The sequence below is a fragment of the Streptomyces sp. 63XJN7_1_ISO-PGPR-S23-121 genome (genome assembly GCF_056173025.1).
The window spans coordinates 4,002,485-4,022,868 of record NZ_CM149653.1 but is presented as its reverse complement, the minus strand read 5'-3'; the positions used below and the strand labels follow the sequence as shown (position 1 = coordinate 4,022,868).

At 69.9% G+C, this 20,384-nt stretch carries 17 protein-coding genes and 1 pseudogene; 13 read left to right on the top strand and 5 right to left on the bottom strand.

Features of this window, described 5'->3' with window-relative positions:
* Window positions 1-69 precede the first annotated feature (69 nt).
* Window positions 70-495, top strand: a complete 426-nt coding sequence (locus tag AC0VYN_RS17865; protein WP_475531719.1) for a MarR family winged helix-turn-helix transcriptional regulator — start codon at window positions 70-72, stop codon at window positions 493-495.
* 152 nt (window positions 496-647) lie between these two features.
* Here AC0VYN_RS17865 and AC0VYN_RS17860 read toward each other — a convergent pair whose 3' ends face one another.
* Entirely contained in the window at window positions 648-1,931 is a 1,284-nt protein-coding gene (locus AC0VYN_RS17860) for an MFS transporter (protein WP_475531718.1), read from the bottom strand.
* A gap of 439 nt (window positions 1,932-2,370) precedes the next feature.
* On the opposite strand from AC0VYN_RS17860, the gene AC0VYN_RS17855 reads away from it, so the two are divergent.
* From AC0VYN_RS17855 to AC0VYN_RS17825, 7 genes are all read left to right on the top strand, one after another.
* Window positions 2,371-3,372, top strand: a complete 1,002-nt coding sequence (locus tag AC0VYN_RS17855; protein ID WP_475531717.1) for a FecCD family ABC transporter permease — start codon at window positions 2,371-2,373, stop codon at window positions 3,370-3,372.
* Window position 3,373: 1 nt separating this feature from the next.
* Window positions 3,374-4,147, top strand: coding sequence for an ABC transporter ATP-binding protein (locus tag AC0VYN_RS17850; RefSeq protein ID WP_475531716.1), 774 nt, complete (start codon window positions 3,374-3,376; stop codon window positions 4,145-4,147).
* 14 nt (window positions 4,148-4,161) lie between these two features.
* The gene (locus tag AC0VYN_RS17845; RefSeq protein ID WP_475531715.1) at window positions 4,162-5,172 is read left to right on the top strand and encodes an ABC transporter substrate-binding protein; all 1,011 of its coding nucleotides are present in this window, start codon (window positions 4,162-4,164) and stop codon (window positions 5,170-5,172) included.
* Window positions 5,173-5,277: 105 nt separating this feature from the next.
* Window positions 5,278-6,030 carry a class I SAM-dependent methyltransferase gene (locus AC0VYN_RS17840; RefSeq protein WP_385457633.1) on the top strand — a complete coding sequence of 251 codons (753 nt, stop codon included), beginning with the start codon at window positions 5,278-5,280 and terminating at the stop codon, window positions 6,028-6,030.
* Window positions 6,027-6,839 (top strand): Rossmann-like domain-containing protein, encoded by an 813-nt coding sequence (locus AC0VYN_RS17835; protein WP_475531714.1) that lies wholly within the window; start codon window positions 6,027-6,029, stop codon window positions 6,837-6,839. The genes AC0VYN_RS17840 and AC0VYN_RS17835 overlap by 4 nt, the downstream gene beginning before the upstream one ends.
* Window positions 6,836-7,840: a GHMP family kinase ATP-binding protein gene (locus AC0VYN_RS17830; RefSeq protein WP_475531713.1), complete on the top strand. Its 1,005-nt coding sequence runs from the start codon at window positions 6,836-6,838 to the stop codon at window positions 7,838-7,840. The genes AC0VYN_RS17835 and AC0VYN_RS17830 overlap by 4 nt, the downstream gene beginning before the upstream one ends.
* Window positions 7,798-8,901 (top strand): pyridoxal-phosphate dependent enzyme, encoded by a 1,104-nt coding sequence (locus AC0VYN_RS17825; RefSeq protein WP_475531712.1) that lies wholly within the window; start codon window positions 7,798-7,800, stop codon window positions 8,899-8,901. The genes AC0VYN_RS17830 and AC0VYN_RS17825 overlap by 43 nt, the downstream gene beginning before the upstream one ends.
* Window positions 8,902-9,122: 221 nt before the next feature.
* On the opposite strand, the gene AC0VYN_RS17820 is transcribed toward AC0VYN_RS17825, so the two are convergent.
* Both AC0VYN_RS17820 and rsgA read right to left on the bottom strand, forming a co-directional pair.
* Window positions 9,123-9,869, bottom strand: a complete 747-nt coding sequence (locus tag AC0VYN_RS17820) for an SAM-dependent methyltransferase (protein WP_475531711.1) — start codon at window positions 9,867-9,869, stop codon at window positions 9,123-9,125.
* Between the two features lie 17 nt (window positions 9,870-9,886).
* Window positions 9,887-11,002, bottom strand: coding sequence for a ribosome small subunit-dependent GTPase A (rsgA, locus tag AC0VYN_RS17815; RefSeq protein WP_475531710.1), 1,116 nt, complete (start codon window positions 11,000-11,002; stop codon window positions 9,887-9,889).
* 791 nt (window positions 11,003-11,793) lie between these two features.
* Between rsgA and AC0VYN_RS17810 the strand changes: the two genes are divergently transcribed.
* Entirely contained in the window at window positions 11,794-12,174 is a 381-nt protein-coding gene (locus tag AC0VYN_RS17810; protein WP_475531709.1) for an RNHCP domain-containing protein, read from the top strand.
* A gap of 19 nt (window positions 12,175-12,193) precedes the next feature.
* Window positions 12,194-12,619: an RNHCP domain-containing protein gene (locus AC0VYN_RS17805; RefSeq protein ID WP_475531708.1), complete on the top strand. Its 426-nt coding sequence runs from the start codon at window positions 12,194-12,196 to the stop codon at window positions 12,617-12,619.
* A gap of 1,123 nt (window positions 12,620-13,742) precedes the next feature.
* Here the strand turns inward: AC0VYN_RS17805 and AC0VYN_RS17800 are convergent.
* Complete coding sequence (locus AC0VYN_RS17800) at window positions 13,743-14,057, bottom strand: hypothetical protein (protein ID WP_475531707.1); 315 nt, start codon at window positions 14,055-14,057, stop codon at window positions 13,743-13,745.
* Between the two features lie 631 nt (window positions 14,058-14,688).
* Here AC0VYN_RS17800 and AC0VYN_RS17795 point away from each other — a divergent pair.
* Complete coding sequence (locus AC0VYN_RS17795) at window positions 14,689-15,147, top strand: hypothetical protein (protein ID WP_475531706.1); 459 nt, start codon at window positions 14,689-14,691, stop codon at window positions 15,145-15,147.
* Complete coding sequence (locus tag AC0VYN_RS17790) at window positions 15,140-18,388, top strand: tetratricopeptide repeat protein (RefSeq protein ID WP_475531705.1); 3,249 nt, start codon at window positions 15,140-15,142, stop codon at window positions 18,386-18,388. The genes AC0VYN_RS17795 and AC0VYN_RS17790 overlap by 8 nt, the downstream gene beginning before the upstream one ends.
* A gap of 790 nt (window positions 18,389-19,178) precedes the next feature.
* Here the strand turns inward: AC0VYN_RS17790 and AC0VYN_RS17785 are convergent.
* A pseudogene (locus AC0VYN_RS17785) lies at window positions 19,179-19,340 on the bottom strand (IS110 family transposase); the annotation flags it as partial.
* 146 nt (window positions 19,341-19,486) lie between these two features.
* Between AC0VYN_RS17785 and AC0VYN_RS17780 the strand changes: the two are divergent.
* A complete protein-coding gene (locus tag AC0VYN_RS17780) occupies window positions 19,487-20,056 on the top strand; it encodes a hypothetical protein (protein WP_475531704.1) in 570 nt (189 codons plus the stop codon).
* Window positions 20,057-20,384: the final 328 nt, after the last annotated feature.

Below are 20,384 nucleotides of genomic sequence, written 5' to 3'. Positions count from 1 at the left end.
CGTCTTCGCCAACAAAATATACAACTCAACTGTACAACTAGGTAGCGAAGCTCCGGCTACGATGGCTGCATGGACGAAGACGCGCTGGCTGAGGATCTGCGGCGAGAACTCGGAGAACTGGTACGGGCGGTACGAACCGTAGACACCATGCCGACCGGCGAGGCCGCCATCCTCGGGTTCCTCGACCGCCGCGGCCCCCTGACCACAGCCGACCTGGCCCGACTGCGCGGCGTCACCCACCAGTCGGCCGCCAAGTCGGTCAAAGCACTCACCGGTGATGGCCTGGTCCGGCCGGAGCCGCACCGCGACGACGGCCGCAAGTTCGTGCTGCACCTCACCGACGCCGGCCGCTCCCGCCTCCAACGGGAACGCGCACTCCGCGCGGGCGCCCTCGGCGCCGCCATCCGTGAGACCTTCGACCCCGACGAGAAACAGATGCTCAGCGAGTCCGTCTCCCTGCTGTCCCGGCTGACGGCCCGCCTTACCGGACACTGACCGAGCATGGCGTGATCACGGCGTCGAAGCCAGGCCGAGTGCCCGCGATATCGGTCGATCCCGTCCCGGTGGCGCGTACGACCGCGCAGGACCCCCGGGTGAGTGTGCGGTCGTCCAGGCTGCCCTCGTCAGGGGCACCTTCCTGGTGGCTGTCAGTGGGCGTCATTGGACCGTCGTGTGGTCGAGAAGGTACGGGCGCTGGGGGCGAGGGCGGCGGTGGCGGGTGCCGCGAAGCAGATGAGCGCGCAGCCCGTGAGGACCGCTGTGGCGCCGAAGGCGTCGATCGCGGGGGCGATGACGGCGAGTCCGGCCGGGGCGAGGCCGTAGGAGAGCAGGAAGTCCAGTGAGGAGACACGGGCCAGTTTGTCCGGGGCGACCTCGCGTTGGGCGGCGGTGAACCACGGCACGTTGAACAGTTCGATGCCGAGGCCCGCCATGGCGTAGGCGGCCATCACGAGGACCGGGTGCACGGGGAGCACCAGGCTGAGCGGGGCGAAGCCGTAGGACGCCAGGCCGGCGAGGGCGGCCCAGCCGGGGGAGCGTGGGCGCCAGCGGGCGATGAGCAGTGCACCGCCCAGCGCTCCGGCGGTGTAGGCGGTCATCGCACCCGCGAGGACGACCTCGGTCCCGTACTCGTCGCGGCTGACCATGGGGAGGGCGACGCCGGTCGCGGAGTAGCCGGTGGCTATGACGGCTGTCAACGCGCCCAGACCGGCGAGGAACCAGGGGTGCCTGCGCGCCTCGCGGACACCCTCCGTGAACTCGGCGAGGAAGGACGACCGGCCCGTCCCGGCCGAAGGCTCCGACGCGTCTTTCGCAGCCCCAGGCCGTGCGCCCCGTCCCGGAACGCAGGCCGCGACGAGCCAGAGCAGGCCGATGCCCACCAGCAGGGCCCAGGTTTCCAGGAAGGCGGCGAGGAGCGCGGCCAGGGAGGGGCCCACGAGTGTGGTGACCCGTACCGCCAGGGTCATGGCGGCGTTGGCCTGCTGCCTGCGACCGGTGTCGACCACCTCGGCGGTGAGGGCCTGGTAGGCGGGTCGGCAGGCGCCCTGGCCGGCTCCCGCTGCCGCGGCGGCCGCTGCCATCAGCAGCACTGAGCGTTCCAGCCCGGCGGCGATCACCGGGGCTGCGGCTCCGGCGGTAAGTCCCGCCCACAGTACGACGCCGCGGCGGGAGTGCCGGTCGGCGAGCACTCCGGCCACGGGCACCGCTGCCAGGAACCCGACGGTGCGTGCGGCGAGCAGCAGGCCGAGGTCGGTGGCGGCCAGGGTCCGGTCGTGGACGGCGAGGCCGAGGACGAAGGGCAGGGCCCAAGTGGCCAGGCCCGAGGCGGTGGCGCCTGTCCAGAGGCGGAGGAAAGGGAGGTCGAGCAGGATCGAGCGCTGCTTCGTGGGAGGGGACACTGCGGCGGTCGCGGGGGCGGATGGGGTGGGCATGGGGGAGTACTCCTGTCCTGTTTGCGGCAACGGACTGCACGTGAACCGGCTGCAACTTCCCTGCTCTGCCAGTGCAGTTGAGCAACGGGGGCAGCTGGCGCACGGCGGGCGGCGCGGCGGGAGCAACACACTATCGCAGTGATAATCATTTCCATTAGAGTCCTACCTGGCGCCCCTTCGTGACGGATGTCGCGACTCCGTGCCACCCGCTGGTCTGGATTGCCTGCAGGGGCAGGGGGCGTGTTAGGTTCCTGTACATGAACATGATTTTCATTAGTGAGGGAAAGTGAAGCTATCGCACAGGCCTCCGCCCGCGGGCTCGGTGTCCTCGGCCGGCACGGACGCGGTCGTCCCGGCCGATGCGTTGGCGCCCTGTTCCGCGCAGGCTGCGCGAGCTCGACTCGCGTCCCGGCGAGTCCTGCTCCTCAGCTGCGCGGTGTTGGCTGGAATCCTGCTCATTTCCGTCGTCGTTGCCATCGGGCTCGGCCCCGCGGTCGTCACCCCGGGGGAGACCGCCCATCATCTGTGGGCGGCTCTCAGTGGAGGGCGCATCGCCGCGGACGAGGTGACGACGTACCAGATCATCTGGCAGATCCGTACGCCGCGAGTGCTGCTGGCGGCGCTGGTGGGGGCCGGGCTGAGCGCGGTCGGTGTGGCGATCCAGGCCATGGTGCGCAACGCTCTGGCCGACCCCTTCGTCCTCGGCGTCTCCTCGGGAGCCTCCGTAGGTGCCGTCGGCGTCACCGTCACCGGAGGGCTCGCCGCACTCGGCGTCTACGCCGTCTCCGCCGGCGCCTTCATCGGCGCGCTTGTCGCCTCGCTCCTGGTGTACGTGGCCTCCTCCAGCAGGGGTGCGCTGTCACCGCTGCGCCTCGTGCTGACGGGCGTGGCCATGTCGCTGGGCTTCCAGGCTGTCATGAGCCTGACCATCTACTTCGCGCCGGACAGCGAGGCGACGAGCATGGTCCTGTACTGGACCATGGGCAGTTTCGGTGCCGCGACCTGGGGTGCGTTGTCCGTGGTCTCCGTCGTGGTGCTGGTCGGACTCGCGGTCCTGCACCGCTACGGGCGGGCACTGGACGTCCTCTCCCTGGGCGACGAGACCGCCGCGAGCCTCGGCTTCGAGCCCGACCGGTACCGCAAGGTGCTGCTGGTGCTCGTCTCGCTCGTCACGGGCGTCATGGTCGCCGTCAGCGGCGCCATCGCCTTCGTCGGTCTCGTCATGCCGCACGTGGTGCGGATGGTCGTCGGTGCCACGCACGCCCGCGTGCTCGCCGTGGCTCCACTGGTCGGAGCGATCTTCATGGTGTGGGTGGATCTGGCGGCACGGACCCTGGTCGCCCCGCGCGAGCTGCCGCTCGGGGTCATCACCGCGCTCGTGGGGGTGCCCGTCTTCGTTGCCCTGATGCGCCGCAGGGGCTACACGTTCGGAGGGCGCTGACATGGACCTGAGACTCGACGCGCTCTCCGTCGTGACCGACGGCCAGAGCCTCGTGCACGAACTGTCCCTGGAGGTGGCGGACGGTCAGGTCGTGGGCCTGGTCGGTCCCAACGGAAGCGGCAAGTCCACCGCACTGCGGTGCGTGTACCGGGCCCTGCGGCCCAGCTCGGGAACCGTTCGCGTGGGCGAGCGGGACCTGACCCGGTTGCCGGTGCGCCACAGTGCGCGGACCATCGCGGCGATGACGCAGGACGGTGGCGTCGACTTCGATTTCACGGTCGAGGAGGTCGTCGCACTCGGACGGGCGCCCCACCTCCGCGGCCACCAGGCGCTCAGTGACCGGGAACGCGGCCTGTGCGAGCGGGCGATGGACCAGCTCGACATCGGACACCTCGCGCACCGGGGCGTTCTGACGCTGTCGGGCGGCGAGCGCCAGCGCGTCCTGCTGGCCCGCGCGCTCGTGCAGGAACCGGAGATCCTCGTCCTGGACGAGCCGACCAATCACCTGGACGTCCGTCACCAGGTCGACCTGCTCTCGCTCCTGCGCGGGTCGGGACTCACCGTCCTGGTCGTCCTGCACGACCTGAACCTCGCCGCGGCGGCCTGCGACCGGATCGGCGTGCTCTCCCGGGGCCGCCTGGTCGCCTCCGGCACGCCCGTGGAAGTGCTCACGACAGAGCTCGTCGGTGACGTCTTCGGCGTCAGGACCAGCATCGTCTCCCACCCGCTGACGGGCGATCCCCAGCTCCTGTACTCGATCGACTCCACCCGCTGAAAGGCTGCCCACACATGCGTACATCCCGAACCCCCGCCACGGGTCGCAGGCCTGCCGCTCTCGGCTCCGCCCTGGCGGCGGCCCTGCTGCTCGGCGGATGTGGTGCCGAGGTCGAATCGAAGGCCAAGGAGTCCGGCAAGGTCACCGTCAAGCGCTGCGGTGAACCGGTGGAGTACACGGTGCCCGAGCGCGCCGTCGCCTACGAAGGCGGCAGTGCGGACAAGCTGTTCGCCCTCGGTCTGACCGAGCACGTGTACGGCTATGTGATGCCTCCCGCGAACCCGCCGGTGAGCGAGTCCCCGTGGGCATCCGACTACGCGAAGGTGAAGATGCTCAGCGACGACCTCCTGAACAAGGAGGTCGTGGTCAAGGCCAAGTCGGACTTCGTCGTGGCCGGCTGGAACTCCGGCTTCAAGGACGAGCGGGGCATCACACCCGAGATCCTGGACAAGCTCGGCATCCAGAGCTTCATGCACACCGAGAGCTGCTTCAACTACCCCGGCCACCCCGAGAGGATGACCCCCTTCGAGGCGCTCTACACCGACCTCGAACGGCTGGGCAGGATCTTCCGGGTCGAGGAGAAGGCCACGGAAGTCGTCGGCGGGTTGAAGAAGCGCGTGGCGGAGGTCAAGGCCCAAGCCCCGGCGGGCGACCCGGTGCCCGTCTTCCTCTACGACTCCGGCACGGACCAGCCGTTCACCGCGGGCAATCAGGTGCCCCCCAACGACATCATCAAGACGGCAGGGGGCCGGAACGTCTTCGGCGGCCTCGACGAGCGCTGGACCCAGGTCAACTGGGAATCCGTGGCCGAGGCCGAGCCCGAGGTCGTCGTCATCCTCGACTACGGCGACCTGCCCGCCGAAAAGAAGATCGACTTCCTGAAGAAGTCCCCTCACACCAGGGAACTCCCGGCCGTGCGGAAGAACAACTTCTTCGTCCTCGACTACAACGAGGGCATCAGCGGGCCCCGCAACATCGACGGCCTGGAGAAGTTCGCCACCTACCTGCGTGAACTCGAGGGCTGAGTCACCACGCGCCACGGTCTGCCCGACACGCGTGAACAACTGCCCGGCAGACCGGACTTCGGTGTGAACGCGCACCGCCCCGTCATACGTCAAGGAAAGGAACCCATGGACCGCCACGTGATCGGCCAGGCTCTCCTGGAGCAGTTGCCCCCACCGCTGCCCGCCGACCGGATCATCGCCCTCAACCAGCCCAGGGCCGACCTGCACACCACTCGTTCCTACGGGTGGAACGGCTGGACGTTCGACGTTCCGCCCGGCGTCTTCACACCCGGCTGGACCAGCCGCCTGATCCACGAGCGGGTGCTCGACGGCCGTATCGAGACCCGTGGCCGCCGGTACGCCGCCATGGGCGTCGGCCTGGGAGTCGAGGCCGTCGCGGCGGGCGTCCGGGGCGCGCGGGAGATCCACGCCCTCGACGTCCACCCGGAGAGCGTGGCCGCCGCCACCGGTCACTACCGGCGCCTGGTCGGCGCGCGGCCGGACACCGCGTTCCTCCCCGCGGTGAGTGACGTCTTCGACGCACTCCCGGAGGATGTCCGGCTGGACGTGGTCACCTTCAACCCGCCCGCCGTCAGCCAGACCGTCAGCGACGACCCCGACGTCGTACGCAACGTCTGCGTGGGCGCGCCGCTGCTGGCGAAGTTCTTCGCCCAGATCACGGAGAAGGACCTGCTGGCCCCCGGAGGCGAGATCTACGTCATCGCCTCCAACACCGCTGATCTGCGGGCCCTGGTCCAGCACGCCCTGGACCACGGGCTCAGCCCTCGGATCGACCATCTCCACGACTGGCAGGACGGCGTGCTGACCTTCCTCTTCCGCATCACCCACGACACGCCCCGCACCGGAGGAGAGCGATGAAGCACACCGAGGAACTCCTGGCCGCCGTACTGGCGGGCGAGTACGGTCCACGCCCCGCCGACCTCGTCGCCACCAGCGTGTTCTGGGTGCACCACGGCACCCGGCTGGCCGGCGGGAACAACACCACTTACCTCAACCAGTACGTCCTCGTCCGCCTGGGCGATTCCTTCGGCGGCTGCGCCTTCGAGACGGGTGAGGTCGACGCGTCCATATGCCGCGACGCCTCCGGTACCCCCATCGGCACGCTGCTGCGCGAGGCGCCGATGCCGCTGCGTATCGCCGCGCTCGATGCCTACCTCAGCGCCATCCACCCGCACCGGGAGGCGGCGGAGGCGGAACCGGTCATCCTGCCCGCCGGGACACCCGAGACCCGGGCGCTGGCCAGGGACGCGGCCATCGCCGGGCTCCTCGACATCGACGCCGGGGCCAGGGTCGGCCTGATCGGGGTGGTCAACCCGCTCGTCGCGGCCATCCGTGAGCGCGGAGGTGATCCCCTGCTCTGCGACTTCAACCTGCGCACCACGCAGTGGGGCGACCCGGTCACCGACGACATGCACGAGGTGCTCGACACGGCCGACGCGGTCGTGGCCACCGGGATGACCCTCAGCAACGGAAGCTTCGACACCGTCCTGGGACGCTGCCGCGAACGCGGCGTGCCTCTGGTGGTCTACGCCCAGACCGGCAGCGCGGTGGCGCGAGCCTTCCTCGGACGGGGTGTGACCGCCCTGTCCGCGGAGCCCTTCCCCTTCTCCCAGTTCAGCGCCGAACCCACCACGCTGTACCGCTACCGGGTGGCGGCCGACGCATGACGGCCGCCACCCGCCGGCCGGAGGCCGCCGCCCGTCCCGCGCTGGGCACCGGAAGCGCGGCCTGCCATCACGGCGAGATCCTGCAGGGTGTCTTCCTCGACGAGCGGCGTCGCCCCGTCCACGCGCTGGTCACGCTGCCTCTGTACGGACCGGGCAGCAACGCCCGGTTCGCGCACCGGCCCGGCAGCCCGCCGGAGGAGGTGACGGTGACGCCCGCCGGCCGGACCAAGGCACGGGCGGCGGCCGTCCTCGCGGTACGGGTGTGCGCCGCCCTCCACGACGCGGAGCCCTGCGGCGGGGAGCTGACCCTCACCGGGGACCTCCCCGTCGGCCTCGGGATGGGCTCCTCCACCAGCGACGTCATCGCCACGGTGCGGGCGGTCGCCGACTCCTGGGGCGTGCTGCTGCCGTCGGAGACGATCGCCCGGATCGCGGTGCGCGCCGAAGGCGCCAGCGACCCCCTGATGCACGCTTCACGCCCCCTGCTCTTCGCGCAGCGCGAGGGCCGTGTTCTGGAAGTCCTGGGCTCGGCGCTGCCGCCCGCCGTGGTGGTCGGGTGCGCGCTCGCCGGAGGCGCACCGGTCGACACCCTCTCCCTGCCTGCCCTCCACCACGACGGCGACCTCGCCGCCTACGAACACCTGCGCCGTATGCTCCGCCGTGCGGTGAGCGCCGCCGACTCGGCACTGCTCGGCCGGGTCAGCACCGCCAGCGCCCGCCTGCGTCAACGCGTCCTGCACCACCAGGAGTTCCCCGCCCTCACCGGCATAGCGGACAGCACGGGCGCCGTCGGCGTGCAGATCGCCCACAGCGGCAACGTCGCCGGCATCCTCTTCGACCCCCGCACTCCCGGCCTGCGGCACAGACTGCGCCGCTGCACCCGTGCCCTGGACCGCGAGGGCATCGCACCGACCCGCACCTTCACCACCTTCGCGTCCCACACCAGCGAGGAGTTCCCGTGGACGAACACATCTCGGAAGCCATCGGCCGCCCGGACCTGATACGCCTCGACGACGGCCTCCTCTGCCTCCGCTTCGAAACCATGAAGGTCGTCTCCGCTCTCGCCGCCGTGAGCCACCTGCTCGACACCGGGGCCGTACGACGCGGCGACACCCTCGTCGACAGCTCCAGCGGCATCTACGCCTACGCGCTCGCCCTGGCCTGCCACCGCTACGGCATGCGCTGCCACATCGTCGGCTCCACCACCGTCGACCACACCCTGCGCACCCAGCTCGACATACTCGGCGCCCACCTGGAGCAGATGCCGCCCAGCAGCAGCCTCAAGCTCGACCAGAACCGCCGCGTCGAGCGCGTCCGCGAGATCCTGCGGGAGAACCCGGACTACCACTGGATGCGCCAGTACCACGACGACGTCCACTACCTCGGCTACGAAGCCGTCGCCGAACGGATACACGCCCGGACCGGCGGCGGCTCCCTCACCCTCGTCGGCGGAGTGGGCTCCGGAGCCTCCACCGGCGCCCTCACCCACTACCTCGGCAAACGCTCCGTCGACGTACGACTCGTGGGCGTCCAGCCGTACGGGAGCGTCACCTTCGGCAGCGGACACGTCGCCGACCCGGAGATCATCATCGCCGGCATCGGCAGCTCCATCCCCTTCGGTAACGTCCGTCACGACCTCTACGACGTCCTGCACTGGCTCGCCTTCGACGCCGCCCTCGCCGGGAGCGTCGACCTGCTGCGCCGGCACGCCGTGTTCGCGGGTCTGTCCACCGGCGCCGCCTACCTCGCCGCCCGGTGGGAGTGGCGCGAGGAGCCCGGCCGTACGGTGCTGTTCGTCGCCGCGGACACCGGCCACCGCTACGTCGACACCGTGTTCGCGCGGCACCAGGAGGCCGCGCGTGTCCAGGACCTGGCCCCCCGGCCGGTCCGAGGCACGCACGAACTGACACTCCCCTGGTCGCGTATGAGCTGGGATGGGTCACCCGCGCCCGAGGGAGCGCTGCTCAGGTCGGCCGCCGCAGGGGCGGGGCCGGGTGATGGCCGGAGAGCGTCGAAGTGTCAGCGTTCTCGCGCCGCCGGTGAAGGCGCGACGTCGATGTAGCGGCCACCGGGAGCGGTCGCGGCCAGAAGGATTCGCTGCGCTGCGCCGAGTCGTTCTGACGGCCTTACCCCGAGCTTCCCCGGTCCGGACGAAGGTCAGGGCCTGCACGGAGGCGGAGGGTGTCGGCTCGCCCTTGCCGTCGGCTTGATCGCCGTGCTGATGAAGTGTCCCGAGTGGGGCCCGGACGGTTTGACGCCTGGGCCCCACAGGGCGCGGGAGTGTCAGCGCTTCATGAGAGCGAAGACGCCCCAGCCGAGGTACTCACGTCCGTAACGGGCGTAGTGCGCGGGCTCGGTCGTGAGTTCTTCCCGTACTTCGGGGGCGAGTTCGTCGTCCGGGTTCTCATCGAGCCAGCGGCGCATGCTGAGCCACTGGGCTGCGGCGTAACGGTCCCAGCTGTTCTGGTCGGCCAGCATCATCTCCACGACGTCGTAACCGAGTTCCTGGAACCGCTCGATCAGAGCGGGGAGGAGCAGGAAGTCAGCGACGGAGGTGGCGTGGCATGCCTTGGCGGTCTCCTCGTCCGGAGGGGTATGCCGCCAGAACGGTTCGCCGATCAGCATCATTCCTCCCGGGCGGAGGCTGCGCTGGAGCAGTTGGGTCGTTCCGGCGACGCCGTTGCCGATCCAGGTGGCGCCCACGCAGGCGGCCAGATCGACCGGCTGGCCGGCGACGTGGCCGGCGGCGTCACCGTGGATGAACTCGACCCGGTCGGCGACGCCGAGTTCGGCGGCGCGGGCTTGGGCCTGCTCGGTGAAGAGTGTGCTGATGTCGACGCCGGTGCCCGTGAAGCCCAGGTCGCGGGCCCAGGTGCAGAGCATTTCGCCCGAGCCGCTGGCCAGGTCGAGCACGCGGGTCCCAGCGGGGAGGCGGAGGGATTCGCCCAGGGTGGCCAACTTGTCCGCGGTCAGCGGGTTGTGGATGCGGTGGCCGCTCTCTCGGATGGTGAAGATGCGGGGAAGGTCCATGACCAGATTCCTTTCCGTCACGCCTTGAAGTGGGGGGACTGCTTGAGGGCGCGCACCTGGCGCGAGATCTGCTTCATCGGCCGTTCCAGTTCGACGCGCAGCCGCGCGTCGGTGCGGGAGGCGGCGTAGCTGTTCTCGCGCCTCAGCCGGTGGTAATTGTCGAGGCGCCGCCGGGTGAGACGGCCGTCCTCGACGGCGGCCAGCACCGCGCAGCCCGGCTCGGTGGCGTGTGCGCAGTCCGCGAAGCGGCAGTCGCGGGCCAGTTCGTTGACCTCGGCGAAGGTGTGCTCCAGGCCGTCGTCGGCGTCGTGCAGGCCGATGCCGCGCAGGCCCGGGGTGTCCAGCAGGACTCCGCCGTGGGACAGCGGCATCAGTTCGCGCCAGGCGGTGGTGTGCCGGCCCTTGCCGTCACTGCCGCGTACCGCGCCGGTGGCCAGGAGCTCCTCGCCGAGCATGCGGTTACCGAGGGTGGACTTGCCCGCGCCCGAGGGTCCGAGCAGGACGACCGTGCCCGACAGGACGGCGGTCAGGATGCCCAGGCCCTCGCCGGAGGTGGCGCTGGTGACCAGCACCTCCACCCCCGGGGCCACCTCGGCCACCTCTGACGCCGCCGAGGTGGGGTCGGTTGACCGGTCGGCCTTGGTGAGCACGATCACGGGTGTGGCGCCGCTCTCCCAGGCCAGGGCGAGCATTCGCTCGATCCGCCCGAGCTTGAGCGGGGCGGCCAGGGAGACGGCCACCGCCACGGTGTCGACGTTCGCGGCCAGTACCTGGGCTTGGGAGGTGCGCGAGGAGGTGGAGCGGACCACGGCGGTCCGGCGTTCCAGTACCTCCACCACGGTGGCGGAGGTGACCGGGCCGGCCGGACGGACGGCCACCCAGTCGCCGGTGCACGGCGTCAGCCGATCACCGGTGCCCGAGGAGGGGAGGACCATCGCGCGGACGGGGCCGGTCTCGGCGACGACGTTGCACAGACCGCGCTCGGCCCGCACGACACGGCCCGGGACCAGTCCCTCGCTCCTCGATGGAACGAAGGATCGCTCACGCACCGTGTCCCAGCCGTAGTCGGCCGGAGTCAGGACGCGCGAAGGATGGGAGAGAGCAGACGGATGTGAAGCGTGTTGGTGAAACAAAGTGAAGACCCTTGAGAGGGGGTCTCGCCGGACGGCAGACATGCCGGAACCACTCCCCGCGGAGGAGAGAACCGGCAGAGGAAAGGTCAGGCCGAGACCCGAGAGATGCGAACGAGTCGGGCACCGCACACAGCGGTGGTCACCACGACCGTCATCGCGCATCTCCTCCGATCTCCATGAGTGGCACGGGCCACTGTCGCTGGAACCGTAGCATCTTCTGGGCATGTCTGCGCCGGCCGGGCGACGCGGGGCGGGCCTCCTCTGCGGATACACCGGCGCACCACGCGGCTCAACGCAGACACAGCGCCGGTGGGAGGCAGCATCGAAGGCCGAATCACCCGCATTGGTCGCATGCGCACGAGCGCCTTCCCCCCCGATGGCCGCGACGATCTCGCGCAGGAGACTGGGGGCAGGCGTCGCCGGCTCGGGTTCCGCCAGTCGTCTTCGCTGATCATGGCGGTGGCGGGTCCGATAATCCGTTGGCGCCCGCTCATGGTCCATGGCTACTGTTCGGGCGTTCCGTCGAACTAGTCGGGCCTGCTGCGCCCCGGAGGGAGTGAGTTTTGTGCCCCGGCCTTTGCCGCGCGCGCCTCGCTGCACGGCTCCAGCCGTCACGTCCTCCTGCCTCCCGTCCTACTCGGACGGCTACCGGACGCGGCTTTCCGGTGCTCTGACCTGCCCACTCACCCCGTAGCCCTCGCGCGCTGCGGCATACAGGGGGCGCGTCTTCGGCGAGGCCGCTCGGCCTGCTCTTGCTGTCATGACCGACTTCTCAGCAAGGAGCCCTCCGGGTGTCCAGTACCAACAAGAGTCTCTCCAGCGGCCCGAACTCCGCTCTGACCCGCACTTTCACCTGTGCGTGGTGCGGCCTGACGGTGTCCGCCGCCACTGGCGACGGCACACGGCGAAACCACTGCCCGTCGTGCCTGCACTCCCAGCACGTCCTCGACCATGTCGATGGTGGCCTCAGCGAATGCCAGGGCCGGATGTCGCCGATATCCGTCGCCGTGCTGCGTACCGGCGACTGGATGGTCATCCACCGTTGCGTGCGCTGCGACGAGCTGACCTCCAACCCGATCTGCACCGACGACAACCAGCTCGTCCTGATGCGCATGGCCGTGCGTCCGCTGGCGCAACCACCGTTCCCGCTCGAAGCATTCGGCGACCTGTGAACCGGAAGGAGAAGAAACCATGCCGAGACGAGCGAACAAATCCAGCACCCAGAGAACACGGCGGCCACAGCGGCACAAGGACGTCCTGCACCGTCAGGGAGGGCACCGGCGACACGATTTCCGGTGCGTGGGCTGCCGACTGGACGTGTCCTTGGACGCGCCCGGCACCACACACCGCAATCACTGCCCGAACTGCCTGGCCAGCCTGCACGTCGACCGCCGGATCCCGGGTGACCGAGCAGCGCACTGCCGTGGACGGATGGACGCACTGAGCATGTCCGTGCGGCCAGACGGTGAGTGGATGATCATCCACCAGTGCAAGTCCTGCGGTGAGCTCAGCGCCAACCGGATCGCTGGCGACGACAACGCACTGGCCCTGGTGCGCCTCGCGCTGAAACCGCTGAGAGACAGCAGCATCGCCCACCGCGCGCTGCTTCAGCTGTGACCTGAGCCGCACCTCGCGGCGTCGTGCCGCAAGAACCGGGCAGAACGCCGACCGTTTCGTGCGGCATTCTGAACCCTGCTCTCGCCGGTGTGGCATCAAGACCACACGAAGGGGCGAAGCGTCCATGCGCGGACGTGCTCGGACGCTTCGCCCCTTCTCGGCGTACTCCAACGGCCAGGGTCGTCCACCAACCTGTTCGCCGTCAGTGCCGGCTCGAACTGACCCAGGCCGATCAGTCCCGACCGAGTGGCTGAGCCGCATGGCGCCGATGGCGAGATTGCGCCAGGTCGCCATCGTCCGGGGTGCATCGCCTGCCCGCAGTTGGGAGGGAGGTGGTGTCGCGGACGTGGTGCAGGGCCTCGATCTTCCAGTGGTCCCGGACCAGCTGTGCGAGCCGGGCGGGGGCGGCCGTCGGCGTAGTCCACCAGGGGAGCGGTCTTCCCAGGAACCCGAGCCCCCGGCCCAGCAGCGCCGTTCCTACAGCCGGAACCGAGGGGCATCCCGACGCTCCCGGGGCCGTAGCCCCGGTGCCGCCTGATCCCTTCATCCCGTGCGGCGGCGTTGGGGGACGGCTGTCAGAGGCGGATGCGGTAGACGCGCCGGGTGCCGGGGTGTTCAGCGAGGCCCCACAGGGAGCCTCCCCTGGCCCGTGGCTGGTAGCTGAGGTCTTCCGGCCCCAAGCTGAGCTTGCCTCGAGGCGCGGTCATCTTCTCGCCCCGGGGCCACTGCGGCCATAGGTTTCCTGCTTCGGATCGCCGGGATTGACCTCCACGGGGGCGTTGGCCGAGTAGTAGGTCTGGTCACCGACACAGACCGCGCCCTGCACCCTGGGGATGCACAGAGGCCAGGCCGAGGCAGCCCGCTCAGTGGCGATGTAGCCGGTTCTGTTCAGGGCCCACCGCACGGCCACGCCGCCGGGACTCCTCTCGAAGTACTCACTGACGACGAGCGACTGTGTGGCCCCCCCCGGTACGGTCCACGGACACCTGGGAGTATTCCAGCTTCGCCGACCAGTTGGCCGACCGGTACACATGATGAAGAGGCATGACGTACCGGTAGCCGTGCGCGTAGTACTTGTTGTCCCCACCGTGATAGCCGCACCAGTGCCGAGCACGCTCCCGGGTCACCTCCTCGACCCGCGCGACACCTTGAGCGTCCTGGTGGTGTCAAAGACATACAGGCCATGGATCCTGTCCGCCACGGACAGCCACTTGCCCACCCGAGCGATACCGCCCGCGTGGAGGTTGGTGACGTTGTAGTCGTAGGGCTCACCCGACTCCTTGGTGGGCATGACCAGGAGGACGTGGTCGTATCGCGGGCGGCTCGACGAGCCGGTGCAGGTGACGTCGATGACGGACACCCTGGCGCCCTGGTTCCCGCCCGTCTGCCTGTCGTACCAGGAGACGAGAGCGACCTTCCTGCCCCCACCCTCCGGCACGGAGCCGCCATAGGCGTCGTAGCTCGTGGTGATGCCCTGGGGGTACCATCGCTTGCCGCCAGCGTCCGCACGGTAAGGGCGAATCAGCCGTTCCGGCCCCTTCCCCCTGTACCGGACAGCGGACGAGGCGAGGAGGCCCGACAACCGTACTTGGACGGTCGGCGAACTCCTGCTACGGACGTATCCCGCGTGCGCGAAGGAGGGCTTGGGCCCCTGGGGTCGACTCCGCAGACTGTCATGCTCACCACTCGCATCACGAGGCTCGACCAGCCAAAAAGCTCGAGCATCACTGCGGCGGTCGTTGCTGCGTAACGGGTGGGCGCTGATGCTGGGCTGCTACGACGCGGCGGGCCGGCTGCTGCCCCTGGCCTCTACGGCTCCGCTTTCGTGGACGGCCTGACGGGGAGGTGGGCGGCGGATTCGGCTACTACGGTGAACCCCCAAGACGGCGAAGCTGTGCGGAATCGTGCGGGCCCGGTCAAGGGGATCGTTTCCGTGCCCCCGAGCGTTGTCCTAATGGAGGCTCAGGAGTGGGAGGGGCGGTGGCGACCGGCCGCAGTTGCCGCCGGGACCAGACTTGCCCGCTCCGGCCGCCCGATGCCGTCCGTGCCTTCGACGTGGAGGAGATCCGGTGCTGGACCAGACCCTTGCCGCCCTCGCCTTGTCCGGTGCTACCACCGTGGTAGCCGCCATGGCCACCGATGCCTGGGAAGCGGCCCGGACCGGCACTGCCAGGCTCCTCGGACGGGGTGAGCCACCCCGGCAGGCGACCGTCGAACACCAGTTGGACGCCGACGCCGAGCTGGTGCTGAGCGAGGCTGACAGTTCCGGCGTGCGACGGGAACTCGTGCCGGTCTGGAACCGCAGACTGGTCGCCTTCCTTCGCGAGAACCCGGCCGCCGCAGACGAACTGCGTACTCTCCTGGACGAGATACAACCGGCTCTGCCGCAGGGCGAGCACCGGTGGGTGCAGCAGGTCACCGCCCACGGTCAGGGCACCGCATTCGGCGTCCAGGGCGGTGACATCCACTATCACGCGGGGCCCGCCACGCCGACGGCCGGCGACGCCACGCAGGCAGACCGTGGGTGAGGAGGGCGGGGCCGGGCCCGAGCGGCCCGCGGTGCCACCGTCCCTTCAGCAGAACGTCACCGCTGTCGGCGGTTTCGCATACGGTGTGGTGGGTGCCTCCGTCCACGTTTTCGGCGACGGCCTGCCGCTCTATGTACTGGAGGAGTGGTGTCCGGCTCCGGACACTGATCCGGAGTTTCTCCGTGAGCTGCCGAGCAGGATGCTCAACGCCCGCTTCGCCGTTGTTGAGTTCACCGGCCGGCAGAACGAGCTCGCCGATCTGCACCGCTGGTGCCGTGACGGGCCCCGGCTCTCAGCCCGCTGGCTGTACGGCCCGGGCGGGCAGGGCAAGTCCCGGCTCGCAGCCCGCTTCGCCGCCGAGGCCGTCGATGCAGGCTGGAAGGTGATCACGGCCACCCACGGCCCTGGCAGTGTGCTGCCGCCGCCCGGCAGCCAAGATCTCCGCGCGGACGGGGCAGCCGGGATACTACTGATCGTCGACTACGCCGACCGCTGGCCCCAGACCCACCTGGCATGGCTGCTCAGCAACGCGCTCCTGCACCAGACCGGGGTACGGGCCAGGGTGCTGCTGCTCGCCCGTACCGCGGACGCATGGCCGGCTCTGCGGGCCTCCCTCACCAACCAACAGGCGGCCACCTCCACCCGGTATTTGCAGCCGTTGGAGCAGGATGAGGGGGGCGGAGGTCGCCGACTGATGTTCGACGCGGCGCGCCGCGCCTTCGCAGCCCGCTACGGGCTCGGCAACCCTGCGGCCGTCCCGGTCCCGAGCGGTCTGGACAACCCTGACTTCGGCCTCACGCTGACCGTGCACATGGCCGCACTGGTCGCCGTCGACGCCCACACTGAGGGCCGTCCACCGCCCGAGGGGGCCGCGGCGGGCCTGACGGCGTACCTGCTGGACCGCGAGCACGCCCACTGGGCCCGGCTGTTCGGCGACGGCACCCATGAGCTGGACCTGGCCAAGCGCACGTTCCGGACCGCGCCCGAGGTGATGCGCCAAGCCGTCTTCGTGGCAGCGCTCACCGGCCCGCTCACCCGCTCCGCCGGTACCGGCGTACTTTCATCACTTGGCATCGGCCCGGCCGAACAGGTCTGCGGCGACCACGCCATCTGCTACCCGCCGGATGGCGTACCGGGCGCGAACACCCAGAAGGGCGCAGGTCCTGCGGTCGACGTGCCGGTTCTGGAGCCGTTGTACCCCGACCTCCTCGCCGAGGATTTCATCGCTCTCACGCTCCCAGGCCATCGCGCCGACTATCCGCCCTCGCTCTGGGCGGCCGATGCCGTACGAACCCTCCTCGGCCGTGATGGCCACGGCGCCGCCCCGGCCTGGACACCACGGGCGGTCACCTTCCTGGCCGCCGCTGCCGAGCGCTGGCCGCACATTTTGTCCGGACACCTGCAGCCGCTGCTGCACAAGGATCCCCGTCTCGCGGTCGATGGCGGAAGCGCCGCACTGGCCGGCATTGCCCGCATCGACCGGCTGGACACCCCGCTGGGCCAAGCCATCGCCGGGCACTTCCCTAAACGCCGCCACGTCGACCTGGACGTGGGGATAGCCGCGCTGACGGCACGCCTCGCCGAGCGGCTCATAGTCGAAACGCGGCTGGAAGACGAGTCGCAGCGCCCGGTGCTGCGGGCGCTGCTACGCTCCGACACCGCCGTCCTTCACTCGTACGCCGGACAGTACGACCTGGCCGTCTCGGCGATGGAACGGGCGGTGGAGGACTGGGAGGCGGCCGCGGCCACGGTGCGTACCGGCTTCGAGATCAGCCTGGCAGGTGCCTTGAACGGCCTCAGCAACTACCTCTGGCGCACGGGACGGACCACGGAGGCCCTCGCGGCGAGCGAACGTGCTGTGTCCCTCTGGCGGAGGTGGGCCGATCTCACTCCCGACCAGACCGGCCTGCCGGCGGCACTCGGCAATCTCGGCCTCTGGCTGGCCGAAACCGGCCGTCGTGCCGAGGCCGGACAAGCTCTGGTCGAGGCCGTGGAACTGCTGCGTCCGGTGGCCAAGACGGATCCGGAGCAGCACGACCACCGCCTCGCCACTGCTCTGCACAACCTCGGCACGTGGCTGGCTGACGAGGGCCGCCGCGCAGAGGCCCTGGAGGCGACAGGGGAGTCCCTGGCCATCCGGCGCCGACTCGCCGCCGTCCACCCTGAAACCCACGAACCCGATCTCGCCGACATCCTCGTCAACCACGCCCGCGACCTTGCCGCGCTCGGTCACCGGGCGGAGGCTCTGGCTGCCTCGGGTGAAGCGGTCGACATCCAATCGCGCCTGGCCCGCGGCAACCCTGCGGCGCACGAACGCGGGCTCGCAAGCGCACTGTCCGGCCTCAGCGTCGACCTGGCGGAAGCCGGCCGGTGGAATGAGGCCCTGGCCACGAACGAACAGGAGATCGCCGTGCTTCGGCGGCTGGCCGAAACCAACCCGAACGGGTTCGAGCCGATGCTGGCGCAGGCCCTGGACAACCGGGGCCAATGGTTGGCGGAGGTCGGCCACCCGGCAGAAGCGCTGGCGCAGACCGAGGCGGCCGTGGCCATCCGGAGCCGACTCCGGCAGGAATGCCCTGCGGTCCACGAGCGGCCGCTCGCCACCGCGCTCGGGAACCTGGGCATCAATCGGGCACGGGCGGGAGATCCGGCCGAAGGACTGGATCCCGCTACGCGAGCGGTGGCGATGCTCCGACGGCTGGCACAGGCCAACCCCGAGGCGCACGACGCGGAACTCGCCCGCTGCCTCAACAACCTCTGCATTGTCCTGACGGTGCTGCGCCGATGGCCGGAGGCGTTGGTCGCCGCCGAGGAGACGGCCGCACTCTGGCAGCGCCTGGTCGCCGACGATCCGGCGCCCCACGCGGCCGCGGCAGCCAGAGCTCTGTACACCCTCGGTCTCTGCCGGGCGCTGACCGACCGTCCGGCCGACGCGCTGGACCCGCTGGAACGCTCCGTCGCCGCCCTGCGCCCGCCCACCGGCACAGACGTCGGAGCACAGGCGCCCCACCTGGCCCGCAGCCTCGACGCGCTCGCTCGCGTGTACCTCGCTCTCGGCCGTATGGACGAGGCCGTCGCCACGGCTGAAGAGGCGCTCTCCCTGCGCGAACAGCTCGCCGAGGACGTCCCCGGGGCGCACGGGGCCGCGCTGGAGGATTCGCGGCGACTGCTCGCCGGACTGCGGAATGTCACCCCAGCGCAACGGCCGCGCCACAGCCGATGGCCGTGGCGACCGCGGTAGGCGCTGTTTCTCGGATGGGTGCGGCTCGTCTTGAGGGATGGGCTGACCTGAAAAGTTGATTGGTGTCCGGGGGCAGGCCGTCTTCCTTGAGCGGATGGTGCGCGGTCGGCTCTGGCAGGTCATCCGCTGGCCATCGACGAAGCCCGACCGTCGGTTAGGTCCCGAATGATTTTCCGGGCCACCCCCTGACAGGCCGGGGATGCAACCATTCCTTGCAGAGCTGGAACCCCCGAAAGCCGACCGCGCGCTTGAACCTTAGGCGCCGACGCTGACAACGGCCGTGGGTACGTCTTCGACGGATGGGCTGACCTGGGGAGACGTTGATTGGTGTCTCGCTGGGAAGGTCCTCTCCCTGAGGGGAGGAGGCGGTGTTGAAGGGCTCGTTGTTCGAGGCGATCGAGGCCGAGGTCCGGGGCCGGGTGGAGTAACTCGAGGCCCGGCTGGCCGAGGTGACCGAACTGCTGGAGTCCGAGCGGGAGAAACTCACAAGGCTGGAGATCACCCGGGAGACGGCTGGTTCGCTCCGGGCCGGGAGGACCGGCGGCAGCGGCGCGGACGAGCCGGCGGGCGAGACGCCGCCGACGGTGGCGGGGGAAGGGTTCGCCGTTCGAGGGGGCCGAGCGTCGGGGTGTGGGGACGCTGTCGGTGCTGAAGTGGCAGCCGGGCATGGCCACGAGTGTGCTGCCGTGGAGCTACCAGAACATTCTCGAGGTCGTCGATGATGAACCGGGGCATGGCGAAGAGGACGTCGATGCGGCGTCGGGCCAGGCAGACGATCGCGGCGACGTGGTGTTTTCTCATCGAGCGCCAAGAAGATGTCTGCGACGAGCCGTTCTGCCATGCGCGGTGCCTTGGGCCGCAGCATGGATATCAGCCGTCGTCTGCCGGCTTTCCGTAACTGTGCTGGAGATCCGGGGCGTTCGAGCGGGAACAGCACGGCCGGGTGATCCACGGATCTTCGTAGGCCCCCGCCTGTTCAGGCGGAGGCCTACGCCCTGTTTGACCACTTCGGTCAACCCGATCTGGGTGCTACTGCTCAGACCGGCTGAGTAGCAGAGCGCTGCCCCGCATCCCGCCCGGGCGGCTTTGATCGACAGCATGAAGTCGAAGATCGTGGCCCCCGTGCTCGGGGTCGCCCTAGTGGCTCTCCTCGGGCTGACGGCCAAGGCGTGCGAGACGTTACAAGGCGGGCCCGTTCACAGCACCGAGGAGTTCCGTGACCATGTCCGGGCCACCACCCGGGCTGGCGAGGATGCCTACCGCGCGCTGTCCCCGGCACCGGCCAAGGAACCATACGCCTCTCGGCAGGGCAGCTCCTCGTGCGTGGATGACTTCGGCTTCGACGACACCGGCGTCAGCCGGGATGAGCCCATCTTCACCTGGGACCTGGATTTCGCCAGCGACGACGACTACCGCGCGGCGCTGGCATCCCTCCGGGCCACCTGGCGCGAGGACGGCCGCACCGTCGAGAACGTCGACAACGGCATCACCGCCACCCTCGACGACGGCATCCGGGTCACCCTTCACTTCGACTACTACGACGGCGAGCCCGAACTGCGCGCCGAGGGCACGTGTATGCGCTACCGGCACAACTACGGCGATGCATACGACTACATGCACGACGACAACGGAGACGGGACGATTGACGAATACGAGCGACCGAACTGAGCGCGCGGCCGACACCGGCAACATCTTCAGAGAACAGCGGCCGAAGCCGCGACCTGGATCCCTGCCACAAGCGTCAGCCAGAATCGGACAGCAGTTCACGGGCCTTCGAAGCACCCCAGGACGGTCACCTGGTCGAAGCACCGCGCCCGCACGTCCTTCCTCGCGATCGTCCAGAAGACGTCACCGCCTATGTAGTAGTTACCGAAGTCCAAGACGCCGCCATACCATTGAGCGAGGAGCGCCCAGTCGTCGGGACGAGGCCGTGCCCATGGGCTGGCCCGCCTGCCCTCCGGCTTCCCTGCCCTTTGTGCCGCCATGGCGGCGGACG

Coding starts and splice junctions, on each gene's coding strand:
- AC0VYN_RS17840 (WP_385457633.1), top strand. CDS start 5,278: ATGGACCGCCACGTGATCGGCCAGGCTCTCCTGGAGCAGTTGCCCCCA.
- AC0VYN_RS17780 (WP_475531704.1), top strand. CDS start 19,487: ATGAAGTCGAAGATCGTGGCCCCCGTGCTCGGGGTCGCCCTAGTGGCT.
- AC0VYN_RS17805 (WP_475531708.1), top strand. CDS start 12,194: ATGCCGAGACGAGCGAACAAATCCAGCACCCAGAGAACACGGCGGCCA.
- AC0VYN_RS17845 (WP_475531715.1), top strand. CDS start 4,162: ATGCGTACATCCCGAACCCCCGCCACGGGTCGCAGGCCTGCCGCTCTC.
- AC0VYN_RS17835 (WP_475531714.1), top strand. CDS start 6,027: ATGAAGCACACCGAGGAACTCCTGGCCGCCGTACTGGCGGGCGAGTAC.
- AC0VYN_RS17830 (WP_475531713.1), top strand. CDS start 6,836: ATGACGGCCGCCACCCGCCGGCCGGAGGCCGCCGCCCGTCCCGCGCTG.
- AC0VYN_RS17860 (WP_475531718.1), bottom strand. CDS start 1,931: ATGCCCACCCCATCCGCCCCCGCGACCGCCGCAGTGTCCCCTCCCACG.
- AC0VYN_RS17850 (WP_475531716.1), top strand. CDS start 3,374: ATGGACCTGAGACTCGACGCGCTCTCCGTCGTGACCGACGGCCAGAGC.
- AC0VYN_RS17820 (WP_475531711.1), bottom strand. CDS start 9,869: ATGGACCTTCCCCGCATCTTCACCATCCGAGAGAGCGGCCACCGCATC.
- AC0VYN_RS17865 (WP_475531719.1), top strand. CDS start 70: ATGGACGAAGACGCGCTGGCTGAGGATCTGCGGCGAGAACTCGGAGAA.